The organism is Rhodococcus sp. 14-2483-1-1 (assembly GCF_002259335.1).
Taxonomy (GTDB): domain Bacteria; phylum Actinomycetota; class Actinomycetes; order Mycobacteriales; family Mycobacteriaceae; genus Rhodococcoides.
The window spans coordinates 75,901-98,026 of sequence record NZ_NPFX01000011.1 but is presented as its reverse complement, the minus strand read 5'-3'; the positions used below and the strand labels follow the sequence as shown (position 1 = coordinate 98,026).

The 22,126-nt window shown below is 64.8% G+C and carries 18 protein-coding genes; 12 read left to right on the top strand and 6 right to left on the bottom strand.

Features of this window, described 5'->3' with window-relative positions:
- Positions 1-49: 49 nt before the first annotated feature.
- Genes CH294_RS09310 through CH294_RS09295 form a run of 4 tightly spaced genes read left to right on the top strand, consistent with a single transcriptional unit; the run spans position 50 to position 6,676 of the window.
- Positions 50-2,020 (top strand): hypothetical protein, encoded by a 1,971-nt coding sequence (locus CH294_RS09310; RefSeq protein WP_094737737.1) that lies wholly within the window; start codon positions 50-52, stop codon positions 2,018-2,020.
- Entirely contained in the window at positions 2,017-3,528 is a 1,512-nt protein-coding gene (locus tag CH294_RS09305; protein ID WP_094737736.1) for a hypothetical protein, read from the top strand. The genes CH294_RS09310 and CH294_RS09305 overlap by 4 nt, the downstream gene beginning before the upstream one ends.
- Complete coding sequence (locus CH294_RS09300; protein WP_094737735.1) at positions 3,525-5,033, top strand: glycosyltransferase; 1,509 nt, start codon at positions 3,525-3,527, stop codon at positions 5,031-5,033. Before CH294_RS09305 ends, CH294_RS09300 begins: the two co-directional genes overlap by 4 nt.
- Complete coding sequence (locus CH294_RS09295) at positions 5,030-6,676, top strand: glycosyltransferase family 39 protein (RefSeq protein WP_170944658.1); 1,647 nt, start codon at positions 5,030-5,032, stop codon at positions 6,674-6,676. Before CH294_RS09300 ends, CH294_RS09295 begins: the two co-directional genes overlap by 4 nt.
- Before the next feature lie 9 nt (positions 6,677-6,685).
- On the opposite strand, the gene CH294_RS09290 is transcribed toward CH294_RS09295, so the two are convergent.
- The 5 genes from CH294_RS09290 to CH294_RS09270 form a co-directional block, all read right to left on the bottom strand.
- Positions 6,686-7,414: an amino acid ABC transporter ATP-binding protein gene (locus tag CH294_RS09290; RefSeq protein ID WP_094737734.1), complete on the bottom strand. Its 729-nt coding sequence runs from the start codon at positions 7,412-7,414 to the stop codon at positions 6,686-6,688.
- A 1-nt stretch (position 7,415) separates the two neighbouring features.
- A complete protein-coding gene (locus CH294_RS09285) occupies positions 7,416-9,224 on the bottom strand; it encodes an ABC transporter substrate-binding protein/permease (RefSeq protein WP_094737733.1) in 1,809 nt (602 codons plus the stop codon).
- An 86-nt stretch (positions 9,225-9,310) separates the two neighbouring features.
- Positions 9,311-10,075 carry an LLM class F420-dependent oxidoreductase gene (locus CH294_RS09280; protein ID WP_094737732.1) on the bottom strand — a complete coding sequence of 255 codons (765 nt, stop codon included), beginning with the start codon at positions 10,073-10,075 and terminating at the stop codon, positions 9,311-9,313.
- A gap of 52 nt (positions 10,076-10,127) precedes the next feature.
- Complete coding sequence (locus CH294_RS09275) at positions 10,128-10,637, bottom strand: TIGR04338 family metallohydrolase (RefSeq protein ID WP_094737731.1); 510 nt, start codon at positions 10,635-10,637, stop codon at positions 10,128-10,130.
- A 132-nt stretch (positions 10,638-10,769) separates the two neighbouring features.
- Positions 10,770-12,263, bottom strand: a complete 1,494-nt coding sequence (locus tag CH294_RS09270) for an MFS transporter (protein ID WP_094737730.1) — start codon at positions 12,261-12,263, stop codon at positions 10,770-10,772.
- A gap of 103 nt (positions 12,264-12,366) precedes the next feature.
- Between CH294_RS09270 and CH294_RS09265 the strand changes: the two genes are divergently transcribed.
- The 7 genes from CH294_RS09265 to CH294_RS09235 all read left to right on the top strand — a co-directional run bounded on the left by CH294_RS09265 (position 12,367) and on the right by CH294_RS09235 (position 19,827).
- Complete coding sequence (locus tag CH294_RS09265) at positions 12,367-12,699, top strand: helix-turn-helix domain-containing protein (protein WP_094737729.1); 333 nt, start codon at positions 12,367-12,369, stop codon at positions 12,697-12,699.
- A gap of 210 nt (positions 12,700-12,909) precedes the next feature.
- Positions 12,910-13,635, top strand: coding sequence for an ATP-binding cassette domain-containing protein (locus CH294_RS09260; protein ID WP_170944657.1), 726 nt, complete (start codon positions 12,910-12,912; stop codon positions 13,633-13,635).
- Positions 13,632-14,381 carry an ABC transporter ATP-binding protein gene (locus CH294_RS09255; RefSeq protein ID WP_094737727.1) on the top strand — a complete coding sequence of 250 codons (750 nt, stop codon included), beginning with the start codon at positions 13,632-13,634 and terminating at the stop codon, positions 14,379-14,381. Before CH294_RS09260 ends, CH294_RS09255 begins: the two co-directional genes overlap by 4 nt.
- A gap of 16 nt (positions 14,382-14,397) precedes the next feature.
- A complete protein-coding gene (locus tag CH294_RS09250; RefSeq protein WP_094737726.1) occupies positions 14,398-15,879 on the top strand; it encodes an ABC transporter substrate-binding protein in 1,482 nt (493 codons plus the stop codon).
- Between the two features lie 3 nt (positions 15,880-15,882).
- The gene (locus CH294_RS09245; protein WP_212709778.1) at positions 15,883-17,634 is read left to right on the top strand and encodes an ABC transporter permease subunit; all 1,752 of its coding nucleotides are present in this window, start codon (positions 15,883-15,885) and stop codon (positions 17,632-17,634) included.
- A gap of 10 nt (positions 17,635-17,644) precedes the next feature.
- On the top strand, positions 17,645-18,910 hold the full coding sequence (locus CH294_RS09240; RefSeq protein ID WP_094737865.1) for an MFS transporter: 1,266 nt from the start codon (positions 17,645-17,647) through the stop codon (positions 18,908-18,910).
- 104 nt (positions 18,911-19,014) lie between these two features.
- Entirely contained in the window at positions 19,015-19,827 is an 813-nt protein-coding gene (locus tag CH294_RS09235) for a MerR family transcriptional regulator (RefSeq protein ID WP_094737725.1), read from the top strand.
- Here CH294_RS09235 and CH294_RS09230 read toward each other — a convergent pair whose 3' ends face one another.
- Positions 19,828-20,646: a DUF2786 domain-containing protein gene (locus CH294_RS09230; RefSeq protein ID WP_094737864.1), complete on the bottom strand. Its 819-nt coding sequence runs from the start codon at positions 20,644-20,646 to the stop codon at positions 19,828-19,830.
- 189 nt (positions 20,647-20,835) lie between these two features.
- Here CH294_RS09230 and CH294_RS09225 point away from each other — a divergent pair, with 189 nt between their 5' ends.
- Positions 20,836-22,116, top strand: coding sequence for an ABC transporter substrate-binding protein (locus CH294_RS09225; RefSeq protein WP_094737724.1), 1,281 nt, complete (start codon positions 20,836-20,838; stop codon positions 22,114-22,116).
- The last annotated feature ends 10 nt before the right edge of the window (positions 22,117-22,126 follow it).

Below are 22,126 nucleotides of genomic sequence, written 5' to 3'. Positions count from 1 at the left end.
TACCCTCATGGTCTTTACGTTTCTTTCATCGAAAGCTGGACCAATTCCTATGCGAATCGTTCGCGTTGCTTCCGCAATAGTTCTCACCGTGATTCCTCTGCTGATTCCGGTCGCGGTGGCGTCGGCGCAACCGGCCGATCAGGAAGCCAACCGATTCACGTTCGCCGAATTGGGCCTGGGGCGATCCACCACCGTCGATCCGACCGGAGAGCGCACTCGGCTGACAGTGCCGTCCCCCGTGGGCTCGGTGCCGTCGACCCTCAGCGGTGTGCTGACCACACCGGCCTGGCTCGACCGTGGATGGGTCGACGTCGAATCGGCCGGCCGGCCGATCGCCCGCATCACCCTCGACAACGCGGCACCGACAACCCCGGTATCGATTCCTCTCGCCGCAGCACAGACGGTCGACGGGGTGATCGCGCTCGACCTGATCCCCTCCTTGATCCCCGACGATCGGTACTGCCCGGATCCGGCTTCGGACGCGGTCCGGCTCATCGACGCGTCCGTCGACTACGCAGGGCAATTCGCTGTGCCGGGCACTGTCGCGGAATTTCTGCCTGCCCTGCTGCGCAAGCTCACGGTGTTCGTTCCGTCCGATCCGGATCGCGACATGATCACCGCAGCAACAGTTGTGGCGACATCGATAGTCCATCGCTACGGATCGCAGCCGGTTCAGGTCGTAGTGCGGCCGGACAACGAGCTGCAAGGAGCTGCGCCGGACGGTCCGCTCGAGAGGTCGGTGGTCCTGGCGAAGAACTCCGACGCCGGTGCCGAGCTGATCTATCCTCTCGAGCAGGCCCCGCCGCGCATGTACCTCACCGGTACCGGGTCGGATCTGAGCGATCAGGCCCGCCTGATCACCAGCGATCTTTCCGAGATTGCAGTGGCCACCTCTGCTCTGGCAGGACCATCCGCCCCGAAGGCGCAACTGGCACCAGAATCGATCACGCTCGACGATCTCGGGATCGGCACGGTGACCGGTTCGGGCGGTGCCACAGCGACCGCATCCATCGCGATCGATCAGACGCGGCTCGGCCGGTCTGCATCGAACATGTCCGTGCACCTGATCGGCAGCTACACGCCGGGCGCAGGATCGGTGCGGGCCACGGTGAACGGTTCACCGCTCGCAGTGTGGGAGGCCGACGACACCGGTCGGCTCGATCGATGGATCGACATTCCCGATTCGGCACTGTCCCGCGTCGAGACACTCGACATTGCCGTCGACCATCCGCTGACCACCGGCAGCGGTGGTTGCTCCGCTGCGGCCGATACGAGTGTGACCGTGGATGGTTCGAGTCTGGTGCGGTCGTCCGATTCCTCGACGCCGGCCCCGCTGGGAATGCGATCGATGCCGCAGGCGCTGATGCCGAAGTTCGAGATCGCGCTCGCCGACGAGTCCTATGTGGGAGTCGTCCGAGCGGTCACGATGGCAACCGGACTGCAGCGTCTGTCGAGTCTGCCGCTCGTGCCGGAGGTCGTGTCGATGGATCAGGCACTCGACGGTAGTGGCCCCGCACTCGTGATCGCACCGGCGTCGGATCTGCCGGACACGGTGACGCTTCCGCTGTCCTCGATCGACGAGACGACATTCCGGATCGCGAACCCGGACTCCGCCGGCGGTCCGACCGAACTGACGATCGATACCGATCGGCCATTCGCGACGGTGCAGGTCACGTCGGTTCAGGACAGCGCGGTCCTGGTCGGCTCCTGGAACTCGACGCCGAACGAATTCGACGCCATGCTGTCCTGGCTCGATGCCGATCCCGCTCGGTGGTACGCACTGGACGGCGACATCGTGTTCGCTGCGCAGAACACCGAACCGATGTCACTGTCGAGCGCGGCACTGTCCGGTAGCGACGAGCCTGCTGCCACGTCCGACGCCCCCTCCGACCGAACGACTGTGCTGATCGTGGGAGTCGGTCTGGCGGTCCTTGCCGTCGCCGGAGTGGGCGCTCTGGTCGTCACACTTCGAGCGCGCCGGTCGAGGACCGAGCCGAGCCGGCACAGCGACTCGCAATGACGGTGGACACGGCACCGGAGAAGGAGGAGGCCACACCGCCTCGGTGGCGCTCGCGACGGCCGTACGACCTGCTGATTCTGCGCTGGGCGGTACTGCTGACCAGTGTCGTGCTCGCATTCCTACCGACCTGGGTTCGGCTGGCACGCGAGGCAGCCGACGGTGCCGTGACCGCGTACATCTTCGTGCTGCCGTTGCTTGCCGTCGTCGCAGCACAGGGTGTCGCACGGCGGCGGACAGGCGAGCTGCCGATTCACGATCGTCAGACCGACAACATCGTCGGCGGCATCGGGTTGCTGGGCTCCATCGCGATCAAGGGGCTGTGGTTGCCCCGGTATGCCGACCAGTACGAACTCTCGCACCTGGACGTCCTGGCGGCGCTGGCCTTTTTCTTCGGTGGCGCGATTCTGCTGTTCGGGCTCCGGCCGGTGGGTCGGTTCTGGTCGGTGTGGGTGCTGCTGCTCGCGTTGAGCCCGCTGGGCTACCGGATGGTCGCTATCGGCTTCGGCGGAAGCCGATTCGCGTACGCGGCAGTGATGGTGATTCTGGCGGGCATCGCCGGTGCCATTGCCGTGGGCCGTACGAGTCGTCGGGGGTGGCTCGGATTCGCATGCACCGTGTCGACCGGACTCGCAGTCGCCGCAATCATGTTGGCGCTGTGGCCGCAGGTCCACATCGTTTGGTTGCAGCTCGTCCCGACGGTCGGCGCGGCCGCGGTCACCGGAATTGCCTTCTACGTGATCGCCCGTCGTGGGCGGTTCGACGAGCGAGAGCCGCATCGTATCGGTTCCCCGACGGCCAAGTGGTCGCCGAGTTCCCTCGTCGTCGCCATCGTCGCAGCCGCCGTCCTGTCGATCATTCCGCTACCCGGCCGCGCGGCGGTGGCGTCGGTGCCGGGACCACCCGGCGTGTCGACGACTCTTGCGCCCCCGGTCGGGTTCGGCCAGACGGACATTCAGGAATTCGGTTGGGTACGTGCATTTTTCGGATCGAGGGCAGCTCTGACTCGGCAGACGATGCGTGCCGAGGAGGGCAATTCCGCGTGGGACATGCGTTCGAGGCCACGGACCGTGGTCGTCGACGTGCTCTCGACCACGAATCGGGCCAGCCTGGCCGTGTATCCGGAGAGCACGTTGTACCGCCTGTCCAACACGCGCACGAGCAAGCCGCTGACCATCGATCTCGGTCGCGGAGTGACGGGTTCTCTGTACACGTCGGTCAGCGACGCGTTACTGCTCACGTGGACGAAGCTCGTGTTTCATTGGCAGCGAGGCGATGTGATGCAACGCGTGACCGTCATCAGCGTCGACAATCACGACCTCGATGCGGCGTTCCCGCAACCGATGCCGTCGATGGCGTCGAACCTCGGCACGACGATCGGCACCTTCCTGCGGGGCAACGCCATCTCCATCGACGACGATCCGGAATACAAGGACCGTGAGTTGTTGACGACCTTCGGTACCGGGCTCGTTCGCCAGCAGTGGGCCCTGGTGAACGGTGCGCCGCGATGACCGCGGCGCCCATGGGGGAACGGCCTACTCCCCCGCGCGTCGGAACGGAAACCGAGGAGTTCCGAGCAATTGCGCTCGACGACGCGATCAATGGCTTGGCCGATCGAAATCCGTTGGCGTCGGCAGCAATTGCCTTCGTTCCCTGGCAGAAGTACACGGCAATTGCGGCTGCGGTGCTGCTGCTGGCCTGTGGAGTGATCGCCCCGGTCGGGACCCTGCTCGCGGTCACGGTTGTCTGCACCATCGGGTATCTGCTGGCGATGATCGACCGCCTGTTGTTGTTCTCCCGTGGTCTGGACGCGTCGGCGATCGTCACGGTGACCGACACGGAGGCTCGGGCCGTTCCCGATGATCGGTTGCCGTACTACACCATTCTGGTTCCGGCGTACGACGAGCCGGAGGTGGTGGGTGACCTCATCGCGGCGATGACCGGGCTCGACTATCCCGCCGAGAAGCTGCAGGTTCTGTTGCTGCTCGAGGAGGACGACGAGGTGACCATCGAGGCGGCCGCGCGCAGCGGCGTCAGCGATCTTGTGGACGTGGTCCTGGTGCCCGCGGGCGATCCTCGCACCAAGCCGAAGGCCTGCAACTACGGATTGCATTTCGCGACCGGGACGATCGTGACGATCTTCGATGCCGAGGATCTGCCCGAGAAACTGCAACTGCGTCGCGTTGTCGCTGCTTTCGAGCGGCTGCCTGACACCGTGGCATGTGTGCAAGCGAAGTTGGCGTTCCACAACGGTTCTCAGAATCTGTTGACCGGCTGGTTCACCGCGGACTACGCGCTGTGGTTCGGTTACCTGTTGCCGGGCCTGATGGCCAGCACCTCGCCGATCCCCCTCGGCGGAACCTCCAATCATCTTCGGCGCGATGTCATCGACGAAGTGGGTGCCTGGGACGGCTTCAACGTCACCGAGGATGCCGACCTCGGTGTCCGCATCGCGGCCTCGGGGTACTCGACGGCGGTGTTGGACTCCACGACCCTCGAAGAGGCCAACAGTGATCCGATCAACTGGGTCCGCCAGCGATCCCGTTGGTACAAGGGTTATCTGCAGACGTGGTTGGTGCACATGCGCAGACCGGTCGAGACGGTTCGTGCCCTCGGACCGGTCGGCACCTACCGCTTCACGTTGTTGCTCGCGGGAACTCCGATCACCGCGTGCATCAACATGGCCTTCTGGTTCACCACGGCGGCATGGATTCTCGGCCAGCCCGCGTTGGTTGCCGAGCTCTTTCCGCCGTACATCTACTACTTCTCGTTGCTGTCGCTGGTGGTGGGCAACATCGCCACGGTGTACATGTATCTGATCGCGAGCCGAGAGAGCGACAACGCGTACCTACTGGTCCCCAGCCTGACGATGCCCCTGTACTGGGTGATGATGAGCGTGGCGTCCATCAAAGGCTGTTGGCAGCTGGTTCGCAATCCGTCGTACTGGGAGAAGACGTTCCACGGCCTGTCCGGCCCCGCTCCGGAGCCGTCGGTCGGCGAAGAGCAGAACACGTGAATCGGCGCACTCCGTGGATCGTGTTCGGAAGCTCGCTGGCGGCCTACCTGGCGGTGGGGCTCACACTGAGCATGCGTTTCGGCTACCTGCTCGGCGACGCACTGTCGCGAACCTCGGCCGCGCAGGCGGTGCTGCTCAGCCGCGATCCGCACGTGTCGGCCATCGGCTTCATCTTCACGCCGTTGACGGCCCTCGCGCAGTTGCCGATGGTCGCCTTCGCATCCTGGTGGCCGGCGATCACCCGGTGGAATATCTCGGGCATCGCGGTGTCGGCGGTGTTCATGGCCGGTGCCGTGGTGATGATTCACGGCATCTGCCGAGACCGCGGACTCGCCGGCCGATACCGCCTCCTGATCACCGTCGTCTTCGCGATCAACCCGATGATCGTCTTCTACGGCGCCAACGGCATGAGCGAGGCAGGCTTCCTGTTCTTCCTCTGCTGGGCCGTACGACGGTTGATTCGATGGGTGAACACCGACGACGTTCACGATCTCCTCCTGGCAGGCATCGCGTTGGCTCTCGCCTTCCTCGCCCGGTACGAGGGCGTCGTCCCGATAACTCTGGCCGCGGTGCTGGTGTCAGTCGTCACCGTGCTTCGGCGCGGCCGACCGCACTGGAAAAGCATGCGGCGCAGAGCAATTCTGGACGCAGTACTCGTCGCCGGGCCCGGCACGGCAGTGTTTCTGGTGTGGGTCACCACGAGCTGGCTGATCACCGGTGAGGCGCTCGCCCAGCTGTCCTCCAGTTACGGAAACGCCGCGATTCTCACGCAGTCCGGCGGGTCCAGCGGCGACCTGATCGGCACCGCGATGTTCTCGCTCGGTGCCGTCGTCGTGCTGGGGCCGACGTTACTGGTGACGCTACCGCTCGTCGCGGTGCTTGCGCTGCGTCGACGAGACCTCGAATTCGTGGTGGCACCATTGCTTTTCGGCGGGGTGCTCGGGTTCCAGGCCGCGAGCTACATCACCGGCTCGACGTTCGGTTTCCTGAGATTCTTCATCTGCACGATTCCACTGGCCGCCGTTGTTGTGGTGCAACTGTTTCCGGCTGCCGGAGACCAGTCGACGCGGCGAGCGGGCGCATTCCGGAAGTACCGCCCGCCACTTCCGGCACTGCGTCCGGCGGCCGCGACTGCCGTCGTAGTGCTCTGTGCACTCGCTCTTCCGGTGACGGGATGGGCGATGCTGCAGCCGTCGTTGTCCAGCCAGCAGTACGCCCTCGGCAGTCTCTTCGACGACGATCCTCCGGCCGACGACGCCGAGGCGATGGCGGCACGTCGTGTCATCGATTCCTTCTCCACCGAACGTCGACTGGCGTCCTACCTCGACAGCCAGGACCTCCCCGAGGGGTCGATCCTCGTCGACACCGTCTACGGGTTCGCCGTCGTCGCAGCGTCGGAACACCCGAAGCGGTTCGTGGTTCCGTCCGATCTGGACTTCACCAAGATCCTGAACGACCCGGCATCCGCCGGCGTGCAGTATCTGCTGACGGTGCCCAACGAGGGCCGCGGAGTGTCCGACGCCGTCAACCGGCGATATCCGACGGTCTACGACAACGGCGCCGATCTGTATCCACTCGTGCTCGAAGTTCCGAACGACGGTGCCGACCAGCCGGACTGGCGTGTGTACCGGGTGCCCAGCTGAGGCCCGGTGCTACAGCACCTGCGAGAGGAACGTCTTCAGTCGGTCGGTGTGCGGATCGTCGAACAGCTGCTCCGGCGTTCCGGTTTCGACGGCGCTGCCGTGATCCATGAACAGCACTCTGTTGGACACCGATCGTGCGAACCCCATCTCGTGGGTCACCACCACCATGGTCATTCCGCCCTTCGCGAGGTCGGCCATCAGCGCCAGCACGCCTTTGACCAACTCGGGATCGAGCGCAGAGGTGGCCTCGTCGAAGAACATCACCTCCGGCTTCATCGCCAGAGCGCGGGCGATGGCAACGCGCTGCTGCTGGCCGCCGGAGAGATTGCCAGGACGCGAGTCCGCCTTGTCGGTCAGCCCCACCAGTTCGAGCTGATCCATTGCCGCCGCACGAGCGGCTTCCTTGGACAGGCCGAGCAGCTTTCGTGGGCCGAGCGCGATGTTGTCGGCAACGGTCTTGTGCGGGAACAGATTGAACTGCTGGAACACCATGCCGATGCGTTGACGCAGCTCGTCCGGGTTGTCCTTCAGTACCGATGTGCCGTCGAGCAGGATGTCACCCTGCTCGGGCTCGTGCAGTCGGTTGAGGGCACGCAGCAGCGTGGATTTGCCCGACCCGGACGGGCCGATGACCGTCGTGGTCGTGCCGGCCGGGACGTCGATGCTCACCCCGCGCAGCACCTTGTTGGTGCCGAACGACAGGTGAATGTCTTTGCCTACGAGCGAAACAGAAGTCATGTCAGCCTCTTTCCACGACGACGGCCTGCTCCACCGGATCGAGCGTCTGCTCGGCCTTACCGGTGCGCAATCGCTTGTCGATGTAGTTCACGAGATGGGTGAGCGGCACGGTCAGCACCAGGTAGAACAATCCGGCCGCGACGAGCGGAGACAGGTTTCCGGTCTGCGCGTTGAGATCTCGACCGACGGCGAACAGCTCACGCTGGGTGGCGAGCAACCCGAGGAAGTAGATCAGCGACGAGTCCTTGATCAGCGAGATGAACTGATTCATCAGAGCCGGCAGGACGCGTCTGACACCCTGCGGGACGACGACGAGGTTCATCGAACGACGACGGCTGAACCCCAGTGCCCGTGCGGCTTCCATCTGACCGGCCTCGACGCTCTGGATACCGGATCGGAAGATTTCGCCGATGTATGCCGCGGCGAGCAGAGACAGTGCCGCTGCGCCGAGCCAATACGGGTTGCCGCCCGTCAGACCCTGCACCACCGGTCCGATACCGAGTCCGATGATCAGAATGATGACCACCGCGGGCAGTCCGCGGAAGATGTCGGTGTAGACCCGTGCAGGCCAGCGCAGCCAACGCGTGCGCGAGAGGCCCGCCAAGGCCAGCAGCATGCCCAGGGCCGTACCGATGATGCCCGACGCCAACGCCAGAATCAGCGTGTTCGGCAGACCGACCTTGAACAGGTCGGGGATGGCCGACTTGTACAGCGACCAATCGAAGAACGTATCCCCCAGCTGCGCCAGCGTGGATTTGGGTTGCACGGCAACGGCTTCGGGAGCGTTCGCATCGTTCTGAGCTGCGATGGCCGCGAAGTCGGGTAGCTCCGGCTGTGGGGCGGCCTTGCTACCGGGCTTGAAGCCGTCGGGCAATTCGCGCGGGACCCAGTCGGAGTAGAGGGTGGCCCAGGTACCGTCGGCGATCACCGCGTCGAGCCCGGAGTTCAGGGCGTCGATCAGCGGTTGATTGTCGCGGGCGACGGCCCAGCCGACGAAGTTGTTCAGCGAGAACGTGTTCTGCGTGATCGCGGTGCCGTCCTCGGGCTTGACCAAGCCCTCCGCCTGCTGTGACGGGGCGACCCATGCGTCGATCTGGCCGGTCTTGAGATTGGCGTAGGCGGTGTTGTAATCGGGGAACTTCACCGGATCGAGGCCGAGCGTGTTCACCACGTAATCGTCCTGCACGGTGCCCTGCACCACGCCGATCCTGGTGCCCGGGTTGAGGTCCTCGAACTTGGTGATCGGGCCGCCGGCCTTCGCAACGAGGGAGAAGTAGCCGAAGTCGTAGCCGTTGGTGAACCCGACGGTGTTCCGGCGCTCGTCCGTTGTCGTGATCGAGGACGACCCGACGTCGAAGCGGCGGCCGGCCACCTGCGCGAGCAGGCCCGAGAACTCGGTGCCCGAGAAGTTGATCTGCAGGCCGAGCTTCGCAGCGACGGCCTTCAGCAGTTCGTTGTCGTAGCCGGTGTACTCGCCGGCCGAGTCCAAGCAGATGCTGGGCGGGGCGTCGGACAATGTGCCGACGGTGAGGACGCCTGGCGTCGCCAATCCGAGGGATCCCGTGTCGATCCGGTCCAGCGGGGTGACGTTCGCTGTCGTGTACTTGTCCTCCGTCGCGGCAGCGGCCGCGGCGTCGAAGTTCGTCGGCGTCGACGACGCACTGTCGACACCGGGAGGGGCACACAGGTCGGTCGGACCTGCAGCCGCCTGATCATCGGAGGAGGACGTGCCACACGCGGCGAGCGTGAGAGCCATCAACAGTCCGAGAACGAGAACCACGAGCGCGCGTGAAGCGCGTACGGCAACCATGGACAAAACCCTAAGCGGACCAGGGCCCACTCACCCAAACGGGCGTCGCGCAAGGGTTTCGCTCAACGAACTGCAGTGACGTGTCTCTACTTGTGCGAGTCCCGCCACGCGATGGCATCGCCGAGCTCTGTGAGGTCGTATTCGGGGCCTCCGGTACCCACGGTGAACAGCGTTGCTCCGGCGTCGACGAAGTCCTGAGCGGTGTCCGCGCCCGGCCACGAGACCGATCGAGTGATGCCCGAGACGTCGCGCCCGACGGTCGTGCCGTGCTCGGCGAGGATCTCCGACTTGCGCTTCAACGCCTCGAGGTCCGCGAAGCTGTGCCAGATGTGCGCGTACTCGGCCACCATCTTCAGCGTCTTCTTCTCACCGCCGCCGCCGATGAGGATCGGGATGTCGCGGGTGGGCGCCGGGTTGCCGACGTCCAGTCGGTGTCGGATTCTGGCGAGACTTTCCTTCAGCAGCGCCAGCCGCGAACCGGCCGTGCCGAACTCGTAGCCGAAGTTGTCGTAGTCCTTCTCGTTCCAGCCGGCACCGATGCCGAGGATCAAGCGGCCGCCGCTGATGTGGTCGACGGTCCGCGCCATGTCGGCGAGCAGGTCCGGGTTGCGGTAGCCACCGCCGGTGACCAGGGCACCGATCTCGACGTTCGACGTCTGCTCGGCCCAGGCACCCAGCATCGTCCAGCACTCGAAATGAGCGCCGTCGAGATCGCCGTACAGCGGGTAGAAGTGATCCCAGTTGAAAACGATGTCGACGCCCGCGTCCTCCGACCGCAACACCGCGTCGCGGATCAACTGGTAATCGGGGGCGTGCTGGGGCTGAAGCTGAACACCGATCTTGACGGTCATGTAGGTCTCCTCGTCGTGTGGGCTGCGTCTCCCATGATGCACCCGAATACGCCTAGCCGATGCGGACGCCGTTCTCGGCCATCATCGCCCGCAGCACGAACCCGGCCTCGGAGCCGATGATCTCACCGACGAGGGTGACGTAGCGGTCGACGAATGCACCTCCGTGTTGCTGCTCGTTCTCCTCTGCGAAGTGGTGCGCGAGCTCGTGCAGCACCACCAGTTCCCGCAGCGCCCACGCTCTGTTGCCGCGATGCAGGGGAACGGCAATGGTGGCCGTGTCCGGTTCGTAGTGCGCGGCACCCGAGCCCGACCGGGCTCGGACGGTGATCACGCGGCCGGCGTCGGGCCACGTGGCCGTCACCCAGCTCAGCGCCAGAACCGCGTCGACATACGTCTGCACCGATTCGACGGAGGCGAACTTCCGCTCGATCGGCAGCGTGAGCTGAGAGCCCAGCACCTCCACGACGCGAATGCCGCGCTCCTCGGCGCGATCGAACATGGTGCGCACCAACTGCTCCGCGTCGTACACCGCGGATCGCTGCGCGTCCCTCACCTTGCCCATCCAGCCAGCCTAAGTGGTGTGAACCGCGAGTTCGTCGGGGGAACGCCGCACCTCCTGCTCCACTCCACGGCGTCGAGCGCGGGAATCGAGGTATCCGAAGTCGAAGTGGAGCAGGAATTGCAGATGACCCGGTTACGGAGCTCTGTGCGGACGGTGTAGAGATGCCAGCTTCGCCGCCAATGCGGTCCCGACTGCTGCAGATACTCCGCCACAGAGTGAGGCCACAGCCAATGCATGTGCGTAGCTTGCAGTATCGGCATTGGCCGAGGAACCGAGCGCCGTGAAGAACACCGCCCCGATCGCAGCGATTCCCATCGCGCTGGAGAACTGTTGAGCAGTGGTCAGGACGCCCGCCGCGGCACCTGCGTGGAGCGGGTCGATCTTGGCCAGCACTGTGCCGATCAGTGCCGGTACCGCCGTACCGTTGCCCAGACCGATTGCGATCATGGGCCCTGTCAACATCCAGGCAGCCAAATCTGTTCCAGCACAGAGTGAAATGACAGTAAGGGTGAAAAACCCGATCACCGCAAGCCCCGCTCCGAAGGCGATCACCGCAGGTCCGCGTCGGGCGATCGCTCCCTTCGCGCAGATCGACGCTACCGCGAAGGCGATGCCCAATGGGGCGAACATCAGTCCTGCCCACAGTGGTGTCAGGCCTAGTCCGTTCTGCAAGACCAGCGTCAGAGTGAACACCTCGCTGAAGAACGCAGCGAACAACGCAACCGAGGCCCCCAAACCCACAGTGAACGCGGCACGAGAGAACAGTGCGAGCGGAACGATCGGCCGCCCACCGCGTCGTTCGAGCGTCCGTTCGCGAAACAGCGTCAGCACCAACGTCGGTATCGACAGGGCAAGGCAGATCCAGGTCCAGGGAGCCCAGCCCTCGCCACGACCCAGAACCAACGGGACCAGAACGAGTCCGAGTGCAGTGGTGATCCCGACGGCCCCGATGAGGTCGAATGACGCCGGTTCGGTGCGGTCGTGTCGGGGCAGCGAACGCAGACCCAGTACCGCGGTCGCCAAGGCAATGGGCACATTGATCAAAAAAATTGTGCGCCAACCCAATCCGAGTACATCGAAATTGAGTAGTACCCCACCGAGAACTTGACCGGCGACGGCTCCGACCCCCATGGTGACGCCGAACCAGGACAGTGCGTTCGTGCGTTCGGCCGGTGGAAACGCGCGTGTGATCAATGCCAGTACTTGCGGAACCAGCAGCGCTGCGGTCAATCCATGAATCAACCGGAATGCGACGAGCTGCGTCGAGGTGGCGGCAAGCCCGCAGAGTAGTGACGCAAGACCGAACAGGACCATGCCGACGAGGAACGCGCGTCGATGACCGAACTGATCGCCGATACGGCCTCCTGTGATGAGTCCCGCTGCATAAGTGAACGCGTAGCCGCCGACGATCAACTCCAGCCCCGCCTCGGACGCACCGAGTTCGCGCTGAAGTACCGGAAGGCCGACATTGACCACATAGAGATCGAACTGCGCCATGAACATTGCGACCAGGACGACCGGCAACATCACCCACCGCAATGGGTGTGCGCCCGACGGTGGCGCCTCCTGACGTGACATTCCACCCGACGACTCGAAGCTGGGAACTGCAGCGCGTGACCTGCCCATATCGACTCCTACTATGTTCGACGTATATCGAATGATTGGAGACGCTACCTCCAAGTACGATGGATGTCGAACGGTTGGCTCCACTCATCGAAAGAGGCTCGACATGCGGACTCGGCAGCGCGCCGCTCTCCACCACCCCGGTGCCGACGAAATCGATCTTCTCGAGGTCCTACATGCGCTCGCCGATCCGACTCGGATGAGTATTGTCTTGACGCTCATTCGAGACATCGAAAGGCCCTGCGGCACATTCGATGTCGACGTCGCACCATCCACCCTGACTCATCATTTCCGAGTACTACGGGAGGCCGGGGTGATCCATCAACGCGAGGAAGGCCGGCGAAAATGGACAACTCTTCGACTGCATGAACTCGACGAGCGCTTTCCGGGTGTCTTGGCATCGATCACAGAGGCATACCTCGCACAGCCCGGTGTGTGACGACTCCGCTGCCTGCGGTCGTCGAGCTCATGTTGTCGACCACCGCCAGCGTTAGTCACCAGCGAACTGACCTCCAGCCGAACAGCCCCGACGAGCCAACGGCTCGCGTTGCCGAGTTAGCGGGTTTGTGTTCGAACTTCGACTCCCCTAAAGTCGTCTATCGACAACGATTGTCGAAGTCGTTCCCAGTTCTATCGTTCAGGAGATCCCGTGCTCGTCGTCGATGGCCTCTGCATCGACGCCGGGCGCACCCGCATCGTCGATCGTGTGTCGTTCGAGATTCCAGCCGGCCGCCGTCTCGGCCTGCTGGGGGCGTCGGGCTCGGGCAAGTCCCTGATCGCGTCGGCCCTCGTCGGGCAGCTGCCACCGGGCATCACCTGTACCGGCCGAATCCTCGTCGGCGGCCATGACGTTGCCGGAGTTCCTACGCCCCGGCGACCGCGCACCGCTCGCCCCGCGATGGTGTTTCAGGATTCGTCCACCGCCCTCAATCCCATGGTCACCGTCGGTAGGCAATTGCGAGCACCCGACGCGGCCGCGCTGCTCGAACGTGTGGGTCTGCGTGATGGGAGGCGCATCCTGGCCTCGCATCCGCTCGAGCTGTCCGGCGGTCAGCGCCAACGTGTGTGTATCGCACTGGCATTGGCGCGGGAGACCTCGCTGGTGATTGCCGACGAGCCGACGACGGCCCTCGATGTGGTCAGCCAGGCGCGAGTGGTCGACGCGCTCCGGGAGGCGGCGTCGCTGCTGTTCATCACCCATGACATCGCCGTGGCCGCACAGCTCTGCGATCACCTCGTGATCGTGGACTCCGGCACCATCATCGAATCCGGTTCCACCGCAGCAGTACTCGAGAACCCGGCATCGGATCGGGTGCGGCACATGCTCGACGTAGCCAGGGCTGCAGATCCTTACCGTCAGTTGGTGACGCCATGACGCCAGGATTGGTGGCGACCGAGGTCACCCGGCGCTTCGACTGTCACGGATCGTCACGCACCGCGCTGGACGCAGTCTCGTTCACCCTGTCGCCGGCCGGTCGTGTCGCCGTGATCGGCGAATCCGGTTCGGGCAAAACAACATTGCTGCGCACGCTGTTGGCGGTGGACTCGCCCGAGACGGGTTCCGTCGAACTGGAGGGACGCACAGTACGTCCCGGTTCGGCTCGCTCACTCCGATGGTTTCGGCAGCGTGTGCAATATGTGCCCCAGGATCCGGCGACCAGCCTCGACCCACGACGGAGTGTTCTGGATCTGGTGGCGACACCGCTGCGACTTCTCGGGGTCGACGGCGATCATCGAACCAAGGCAGGCGCGGCACTCGCTGCCGTCGGACTGGACGAGCGCTCTCTGCAGCGCCGACCGACGGAACTGTCCGGTGGTCAGAATCAACGCGTTGCGATCGCTCGTGCGGTGGCATGCGAACCGCAGTACTTGCTGGCGGACGAGCCGGTCAGCGGACTGGACCCCGATCTGCGCGAGCAGGTCCTCGCAGTGTTGGCTGGTCTGCCGAGCGCATTGCTGATCGTCAGCCACGATCTGTCGGCAGTTGCTCGGCTCTGCAACGACATATCGGTGATGCACGACGGCCGGATCGTCGAAACCGGCTGCGTGCGAGACATTCTGACCGAACCCCAGCACTCGTGCACCCGAGACCTGATAGACGCCGTACCCCGGCTTGCATGACTACACAGGAGATCCCTTGACCAACAACATATTTCGCATCGGCGCGCTCGTAGCCGTCGGTGCACTCACGCTCACCGGTTGTTTCGCATCCGGGTCCGCGTCTGGGGATGCCGAGAACCGCGCGCGCGTGGCGATGCTGCAGCCACCGCGCTCGGGGCTCTCGCAGTTCAGCGACGACGCCTTCAAACTCTCACGCTGGTCGACAGCCGAGACCTTGATTTCCCTCGACGACCTGGGTGACGCTCAGCCGGCGCTGGCGACAGCGTGGAATCGTGTCGACGAACGCACCTGGAGTTTCGACCTCCGACCCGACGTGACCTTCCACAACGGGGAGCCTCTCGATGCCGCCGCCGTCGTCACCGCTCTGACCGCTGCCACGACGGCCGCGCCGAAGCCGCGCATCCTCGACGGCGTCGAGCTGACGGCCACTGCCTCCGACGACGACACCGTATCGGTGACCACCGAGGTCATCGATCCGCTGGTCCCGCAGCGACTCTCGAGCCCTCAGTTGGCAATCCTCGCCCCCGTGGCCTATTCGTCCGGTGGAAGCAATCCCGTCGGCACCGGCACCGGGCCGTTCGTGTTGACTGCCGTGGACGGCACGTCGAGTGCCACTCTCGATCGCAACGAGAACTATTGGGGAGAGCCTGCGAAACTCTCCGGCATCGACGTCGATTTCGTGCCCGACGGCACCGCCCGCGCCGCTGCGCTTCGCAACGGGACGGCCGATGTGGTGGAGGCGATTCCGGTGTCGCAGGCCGCCAACATCGACCGAGAGCTGGTGCACGAGGTCCCCATGCCGCGTACCAACACCCTCTACCTGAACACCGCTTCCGGAGTGTTCGCAGACCCGGCCATGCGCGCCGCCGCAAGGGAATCGGTGGACAAGGATCGTCTGGTCGAGCAGGTCTACGAGGGTCGCGCCGACGCCGCGAACGGATTGCTCGGACCGGCGCTCCCGTGGGCCGCGGACCGTCCCACGCGCACCGAGACCCCGGCGGGCGACGCCACAGGTAAGACGATCACCCTCGCCACGTTCACCGACCGCGCCGAACTTCCCGAGGTCGCCGTGCTGTTGCAACAGGAACTCGAGGCGAAGGGATTCGTCGTGAACCAGGTGGTACGCGAGTACCAGTTCATCGAAACAGACGCTCTCAGTGGCGCATTCGATGCGTTCATCCTCTCCCGCGCCACGGTGCTCGACTCCGGTGACCCGGCGGCCTACATGTACTCCGATTTCGCGTGCGAGGGCTCGTTCAACATCTCCCAGTTCTGCGACCCCCAGGTGGATGCGGCCCTGGGAGATGCCTCCGCCACCGAGCCGGGTGACGAGCGCCGCGCCGCCGTTCTCGAGGCCGAGAAGCTGATCCTGGAGAAGGATGCGGCGGTACCGATGCTGCACGAACGCGTCATCCAGGGCGAAACCGAGGGAATCACCGGCGTTGCCCGCGATCCACGAGAACGCACCCTCATCACCAACCAGACCACCTTCGAGTAGGAAGTGCGCACCACTGCCTCGCGCCTCGTTGCGGTCATCGGAGTCGTTCTCGTCGTCGGGATGCTGCCCTGGCTATCCGATCGCGATCCGGCACTGAGCATTCTGCGGGCTCGCTCGGCAGAGCAGGAGGCAACACCGGAGGCCCTCGCCGCCATTCGCCGCGACCTCGGCCTCGACTCCGGACCGCTGCGGATGTTCTGGGACTGGCTCACCGGCATCGCGTCGGGCAATCCCGGAACGTCCTGGAACACAGGTGAACCCGTTCTGCCGGGGGCACTCGATGCCTTGACGGTCTCGCTCACACTCGTGGTCTTTGCGATGGTGGTTGCAGTCGTGACGGCGGCTGTCGTCGTGTTGCCCAGTGTGCGAGCAGGTTTGCGCGGCAGCCCGAGACGCACCGGGGGCGGCGTCGCCGCAGCGTTGACATCGCTACCGGAGTTCTTGCTCGCGTCGGCACTCGTCGTGCTCGGAGCCGTCTGGCTGTCCTTTCCGGCGTACGGCTGGAACGGTCCCGAGTACGCGGTGCTGCCTGCGCTCGCCCTCGGACTCCCGGCGGGAGGGCTGATCGGCCGATTGCTCGCGGACGCGATCGCCGTCACCTTCACCGAGAGATGGGTGACCACGTGGACGGTCGCCGGATTCTCCCGATCGGAGATCGCCTGCGCAGTACTGCGCCGTGCACTTCCGAGTATTGCGTCGCAGATCGGTCTTGTCATGGTCGCGATGACGGGCGGTGCGGTGGCCGTCGAAAAGGTCTTCGCCATACCGGGATTGGGCCGTGCCACCCTGGGCGATGCGCAGTCTCAGGACCTACCTGCCCTGCAGATCGACATTCTGCTGCTGTTGGCCGTCAGCGCTGCGCTCGGAATCGTCGCGGAACTTGCCCGGCGATTGCTTCTCGGCAGCGCAGTGCACGAGAAGGCAATGCCCATCCCGTCCGGCGTCTTCCACCCGTCTCCGCGACGCTGGCTCGTGCCGATCGTGGCGGCTTCCGCCCTCGGGATCATGGTGATCGTGGGTCTTCCGCGCGATGGGCAGTCAACGACGAGGGAGAAGTTCGCGGCTCCATCCCTTGCCTACCCATTCGGTACGGACGCGTCCGGACGAGATCTACTGGCCCGGGTCGCCGATGGTGCACTACGGTCCATCGGCCTCTCCCTTGCCGTCACGCTCGCGGCGCTGGTGGTCGGAGTTCTGTTGGGTCTGGTTCCGCGCGCGTCGAGGGGCCTGGTGGAGGTGACCAACGCGGCACCGCCGGTGGTCACCGGAATTCTGATCGCGGCGATCTGGGGGCCGAGCGCAGGAGGTGCTGCCGTCGCGGTCCTGATCGTCACGTGGGCACCGCTCGCGGCGCACACCGCTGCGCTCGTCGAGGAAACCCGGGCTCGGCCCTACATCTCCATTCTGCCGACGCTCGGTGCCGGCGAGACCCGCATTCTGCTCGGGGCTGTCGTGCCCACCGTGGTTCCGGTGGTGCTGCGGCACGCCATGATTCGGCTTCCCGGTGTCGCTCTGGCGTTGGCTGCACTCGGATTCCTCGGTCTCGGACCGCAACCGCCCGCAGCGGACTGGGGGTTGATTCTGTCCGACGGAGTCGCAGCGGTCGAGCGAGCACCGTGGGTAGCGGCAGCTCCGCTGGCCTCGTTGATGGCCCTCGCCGTTCTCGCTGTCTCGCTCGCCGCAGCCGCATCGGGTCGGGTGAGGTCGACCGGTAGCGTCGTCGAGAAAGTCGATGCAGGAGGGCGCGTTACATGAGTTCGAGTACATGAGCACGGGGACCGACAGGTCGCCGACGCGATGGCGGTGGTCGTTTTTCGTCGATCTAGGGCGGGCCACCCCCACCGTCCGATTGCTCGTCCTGACCCAGATGACCTTCAACATCGGCTTTTTCATGGTGTTGCCGTATCTGTCGGTTCATCTGACGAGTGACCTGGGGCTCGGGGCGGCGGTCGTCGGAGTGGTTCTCGGCATCAGAACCTTTTCGCAGCAAGGGTTGTTCTTCGTCGGCGGCACACTCGCGGATCGGTGGGGCATCAAGCCGGTCGTGCTCGTCGGCTGTGTGCTGCGGGTGGCGGGCTTCGTTGGCCTGGCGTTCGCCGATTCGCTGCTGGCGGTGCTGATCGCCACGGTATCGATCGGATTTGCCGCCGCATTGTTCTCTCCCGCAGTGGAATCCGCTGTGGCGATCGAGGCGGGCAAGAGCGAGGTCGATGGCGGCCCGACGCGGGTGCAGACGTTCGCGCTGATGTCGGTATGCAGCCAGATCGGCTCCTTCACCGGCCCGCTCGTCGGATCGGTGCTGTTGCTCGTCGACTTCCGTATCGCCTGCCTGGTGGCTGCGGCGATCTTCGTCCTGGTCATCGCGGCCCACGTGCGGTGGTTGCCGCGCGAGCGTGGTGAGCATCGCGACGACCCGTGGCTCTCGGGATGGACCGATGTGGTGCGCAACCGGACTTTTGTGCTGTTCGCGGTGGCGATGAGCGCACAGTTGGTGGCCTACAACCAGCTGTACCTGCTGCTGCCGCTCGAGGTCGAGCGGGCATGGGGTTCGCAGACGGTGCTCGGTTGGTTCTTCGCGATCTCGGCGGTACTGGTGGTGTCGACTCAGCTGCCGATCACCCGACGGGTCGCCGGGGTATCACCGCGGATCACATTGCCGATCGGATTTGCCGTCATGGCAGCGTCTTTCGTTCTCGTGGCCGTTGCTGCGCCGCTCGAATTGCACGGATTTGTGGGTCTGATCCCGGCAGCACTGTTCGTGTTGTTGCTCGCTCTGGGACAGATGATCGCCATGCCGCAAGCTCGGGACCTGGTGCCGCGCATGGCCGCCGAACGTCGACTGGGCTCGTACTACGGTTTCATGGCCTCGCTCGGCGGCATCGGAGTGCTCATCGGATCGACCGCACTCGGCGCCGTGATCGACGCGTCCCCTGCCACCGGCTGGGGTGCGGCCGTCCCGTGGCTGGTCGCCTCGCTGTTCCCCGTCGCCAGCGTCGTCGGCCTTCGTGTGGTGCTGAAGCGTCTCGACTGACCCGTCACGCTCCCCCACCCGTCGCCCGAACGGCCGGCTACACCCGAGCCCTCCTTTTCGGGGAGAGTCGACTCTCCCCCACCGAGAGGGGTGAGAATGTCGACATGAACGGATTGCTGACGATCGGCGAGTTCTCTCGGATCACACACCTGTCGGTGAAGACGCTGCGGCGCTATCACGAGTCGGGGCTGCTCGAGCCTGCGACCGTCGACGATTACTCCGGCTACCGGTACTACGACATCGAACAGGTCGCCACGGCGCAGATCATCAGACGGTTCCGCAGCATGCAGATGCCGGAGAAGGAGGTGCGGGCGATCGTGCGCACCCCGGACCCCGATGCACGAGCCCGGTTGATCAGCGAACACCTCACTCGGCTCGAACGGCAGTTGGACGACACCCGATCCGCGGTTACTGCCCTGCGCCGATTGTTGGATCCGACGCCGCCGACCATCGAGGTTCGACGCATCCTCACCGAGAAGTGTTCGGTGGCCGCTATTTCGGAGGTCGTCGACGCGTCCGACGTACTCGGTTGGTACTCCGAGGCGATGGCCGAGATCGACGCAGTCGTCTCCGAAACCACCGGACCACCGGGCGGGCTCTACGACAATGAGTTGTTCACCGAAGGTCGCGGGGTCATGACCGTGTATGTCCCCACACCGGATGCATCGTCTCTGAACAGAATTCGGCCGATGACGCTGCATCCCGCCGAACTCGCGGTGACAGTTCATCACGGATCGCACGACGATATCGATGTCACGTACGGCGCACTCGGGGTATATGTCGAGACCAACGGCCTGGCGATCGCGGGACCGGTGCGCGAGGTCTATGTGGTCGGTCCGCGCGATACCGAGGACTCTGCGTTGTGGCGCACCGAAATTGGATGGCCGGTATTTGCGGCGACGTCGAGCGGGCCTTGATCAGCGACCCAGCTGCCTGCTTGCTCCGTCGAGTTCGGCGTGCGCACCGATCTTCGCGTTTCGTCCCGCTCGATCTCCGGCCTTGCGGGCACCCTCGGAGTACCCGGCGTTTGCACTCTGACCCCGCCAGTGGCCCCGAGCCGTCGAGGTCTGACGGTAGTAGTCCCGAAGCTCGACCTCCTTGTTACGCAACACCAATGCGGTACCGGCACCCTGCTGTTCCTGAGCGATGGCGGTGGCCTCGGTGTCCTTCTTCACCTCCCCGAGTCGCTGACCGATGCGGGCTGCGAACGCGGTCTGGAAGTTCAGTCGTGCGGTCACGGCAGCGACGGGCACTTCCTCGCGCCGGGTGTAGCGTCGGCGATTCTTGATCTCGGTGACGGTACGAATGGCCGTCTCGGACTTGTAGGCACCGGATTTGATGTACGCGTCCGATGCTCGGACCATCTGGATCAGCAGTGAGGAGTACAGGGCCTCGGTGGTCTCGATGTCGGAGTCGAAGCCGTAGGCGAACACCTGCGTCGACGATCTGGACACATCGCACTGGACGTCGTTGGCATGGGCGATGGCGACGAACAGTTGCACGTAGGTCTTGAGCCCACGCTTGCCGGGTTCACCGATGGGGATGACCTTCTGGGTCGGCGTCGCCTGCCGTTCGCGGGATGCGCTGTGTGAACGCGCCACGGCCAGATCCACCGATGCCGACGTGGCCAAACGCTGAGCTGCCTCCATGAAGGCCTCGGCCTCGTGGGGGTTGTCGGTGGACTCCGCCTGGCGCAGTAATCCGCCGATTCGCGTCAGCATCTTGTCCGAACTCATGAGCGAAAGGGTACCGGGCACCTCCGACAGGTCGGGGTTGACCGATTCAGGAACGCGATAATGACCCCTGCGCGGTGAGTTGTGTGCCACAGTACCCATCGACATATGTGTCGGGGGAGCATCACTGCACGATTCTGCATGCCGATCTCCGGGCGCATACCACCGCGTAGAAGTAAGTGGAGAGAACACATGGCGTCTTTGATCACGAAGGTGGCGGTGGTTGCAACGGCAGCCACGCTGCTGACGCTCACCGGATGTTCGAGCGACAGCGGTTCGAGCGGCGATTCGGGTGCTGCATCCGAAAACGCCGACGGCCGTGGACCTATCACCTATGTAGAGGGCCAGGACACCACCGAGACCGGTGTCGTCCAGCAGATCGTCTCGGAGTGGAACTCCAGCCACCCCGAAGAGCAGGTCACCTTCAAGGAACAGTCCGCCGATGCCGATCAGGCTCACGACGACTTCGTTCAGCAGCTCCAGGCACAGCAGAGCGACTACGACGTGATGGCACTCGACGTCGTCTGGACCGCCGAGTTCGCGGCCAAGGGCTGGCTCGTGCCGCTCGAGGGCGAATTCGCCCTCGACAACGCAGGCGTTCTGCCCGCGACCGTCGCGAGTGCCACCTACAACGGCAAGCAGTACGCCGCGCCGAAGAACACCAACGGCGGGCTGCTCTACTACCGCAGTGATCTGCTCCCCGAGGCGCCCACCACCTGGGCCGAGCTCACCGAGGACTGCCAGGTCGCCCGGGACAACAACATCGATTGCTACGCAGGGCAATTCGCCCCATACGAAGGTCTGACGGCCAACGCGTCGGAGATCATCAACGCACACGGCGGATCGATCGTCGCCGAAGACGGCAAGACCCCCACCGTCAACAGCCCGGAAGCCAAGGCCGGACTGCAGACCCTCGTCACCGCGTTCGAGACCGGCGTCATCCCGGCCCAGGACACCACGTTCAAGGAGTCCGACAGCCAGCAGGCGTTCCAGGACGGAAAGACACTGTTCCTGCGCAACTGGCCGTACGTCTACGGCACCGCGGGGGAAGAAGGTTCGGCTGTGGTCGGCAAGTACGCGGTGGCACCGCTTCCCGGAGTCACCGGAGTGGGCACCTCGACGCTCGGCGGATACAACGCCGCGATCAGCGCGTACTCCGCGAACAAGGCCACTGCTGCCGACTTCCTGCGATTCATGCAGGGTGAGAAAGCTCAGCGCATCATCGCCGAGGGCGCTTTGCCGCCTGTGCTCTCGTCGTTGTACGACGATCCCGCACTGATCGCCGCGATGCCGTACCTTCCCGCGTTGAAGGCATCCATCGAGAATGCAGTTCCGCGCCCCGTCACCCCGTTCTACCCGGCCGTCTCGAAGGCCGTGCAGGACAACGTTTCTGCCGCCATCAAGGGTGAGAAGAGCGTGGACCAGGCGATCACGGACATGCAGGCCGGTATCGAAACCGCCGGCGCCAACTGATTTCGGGAGA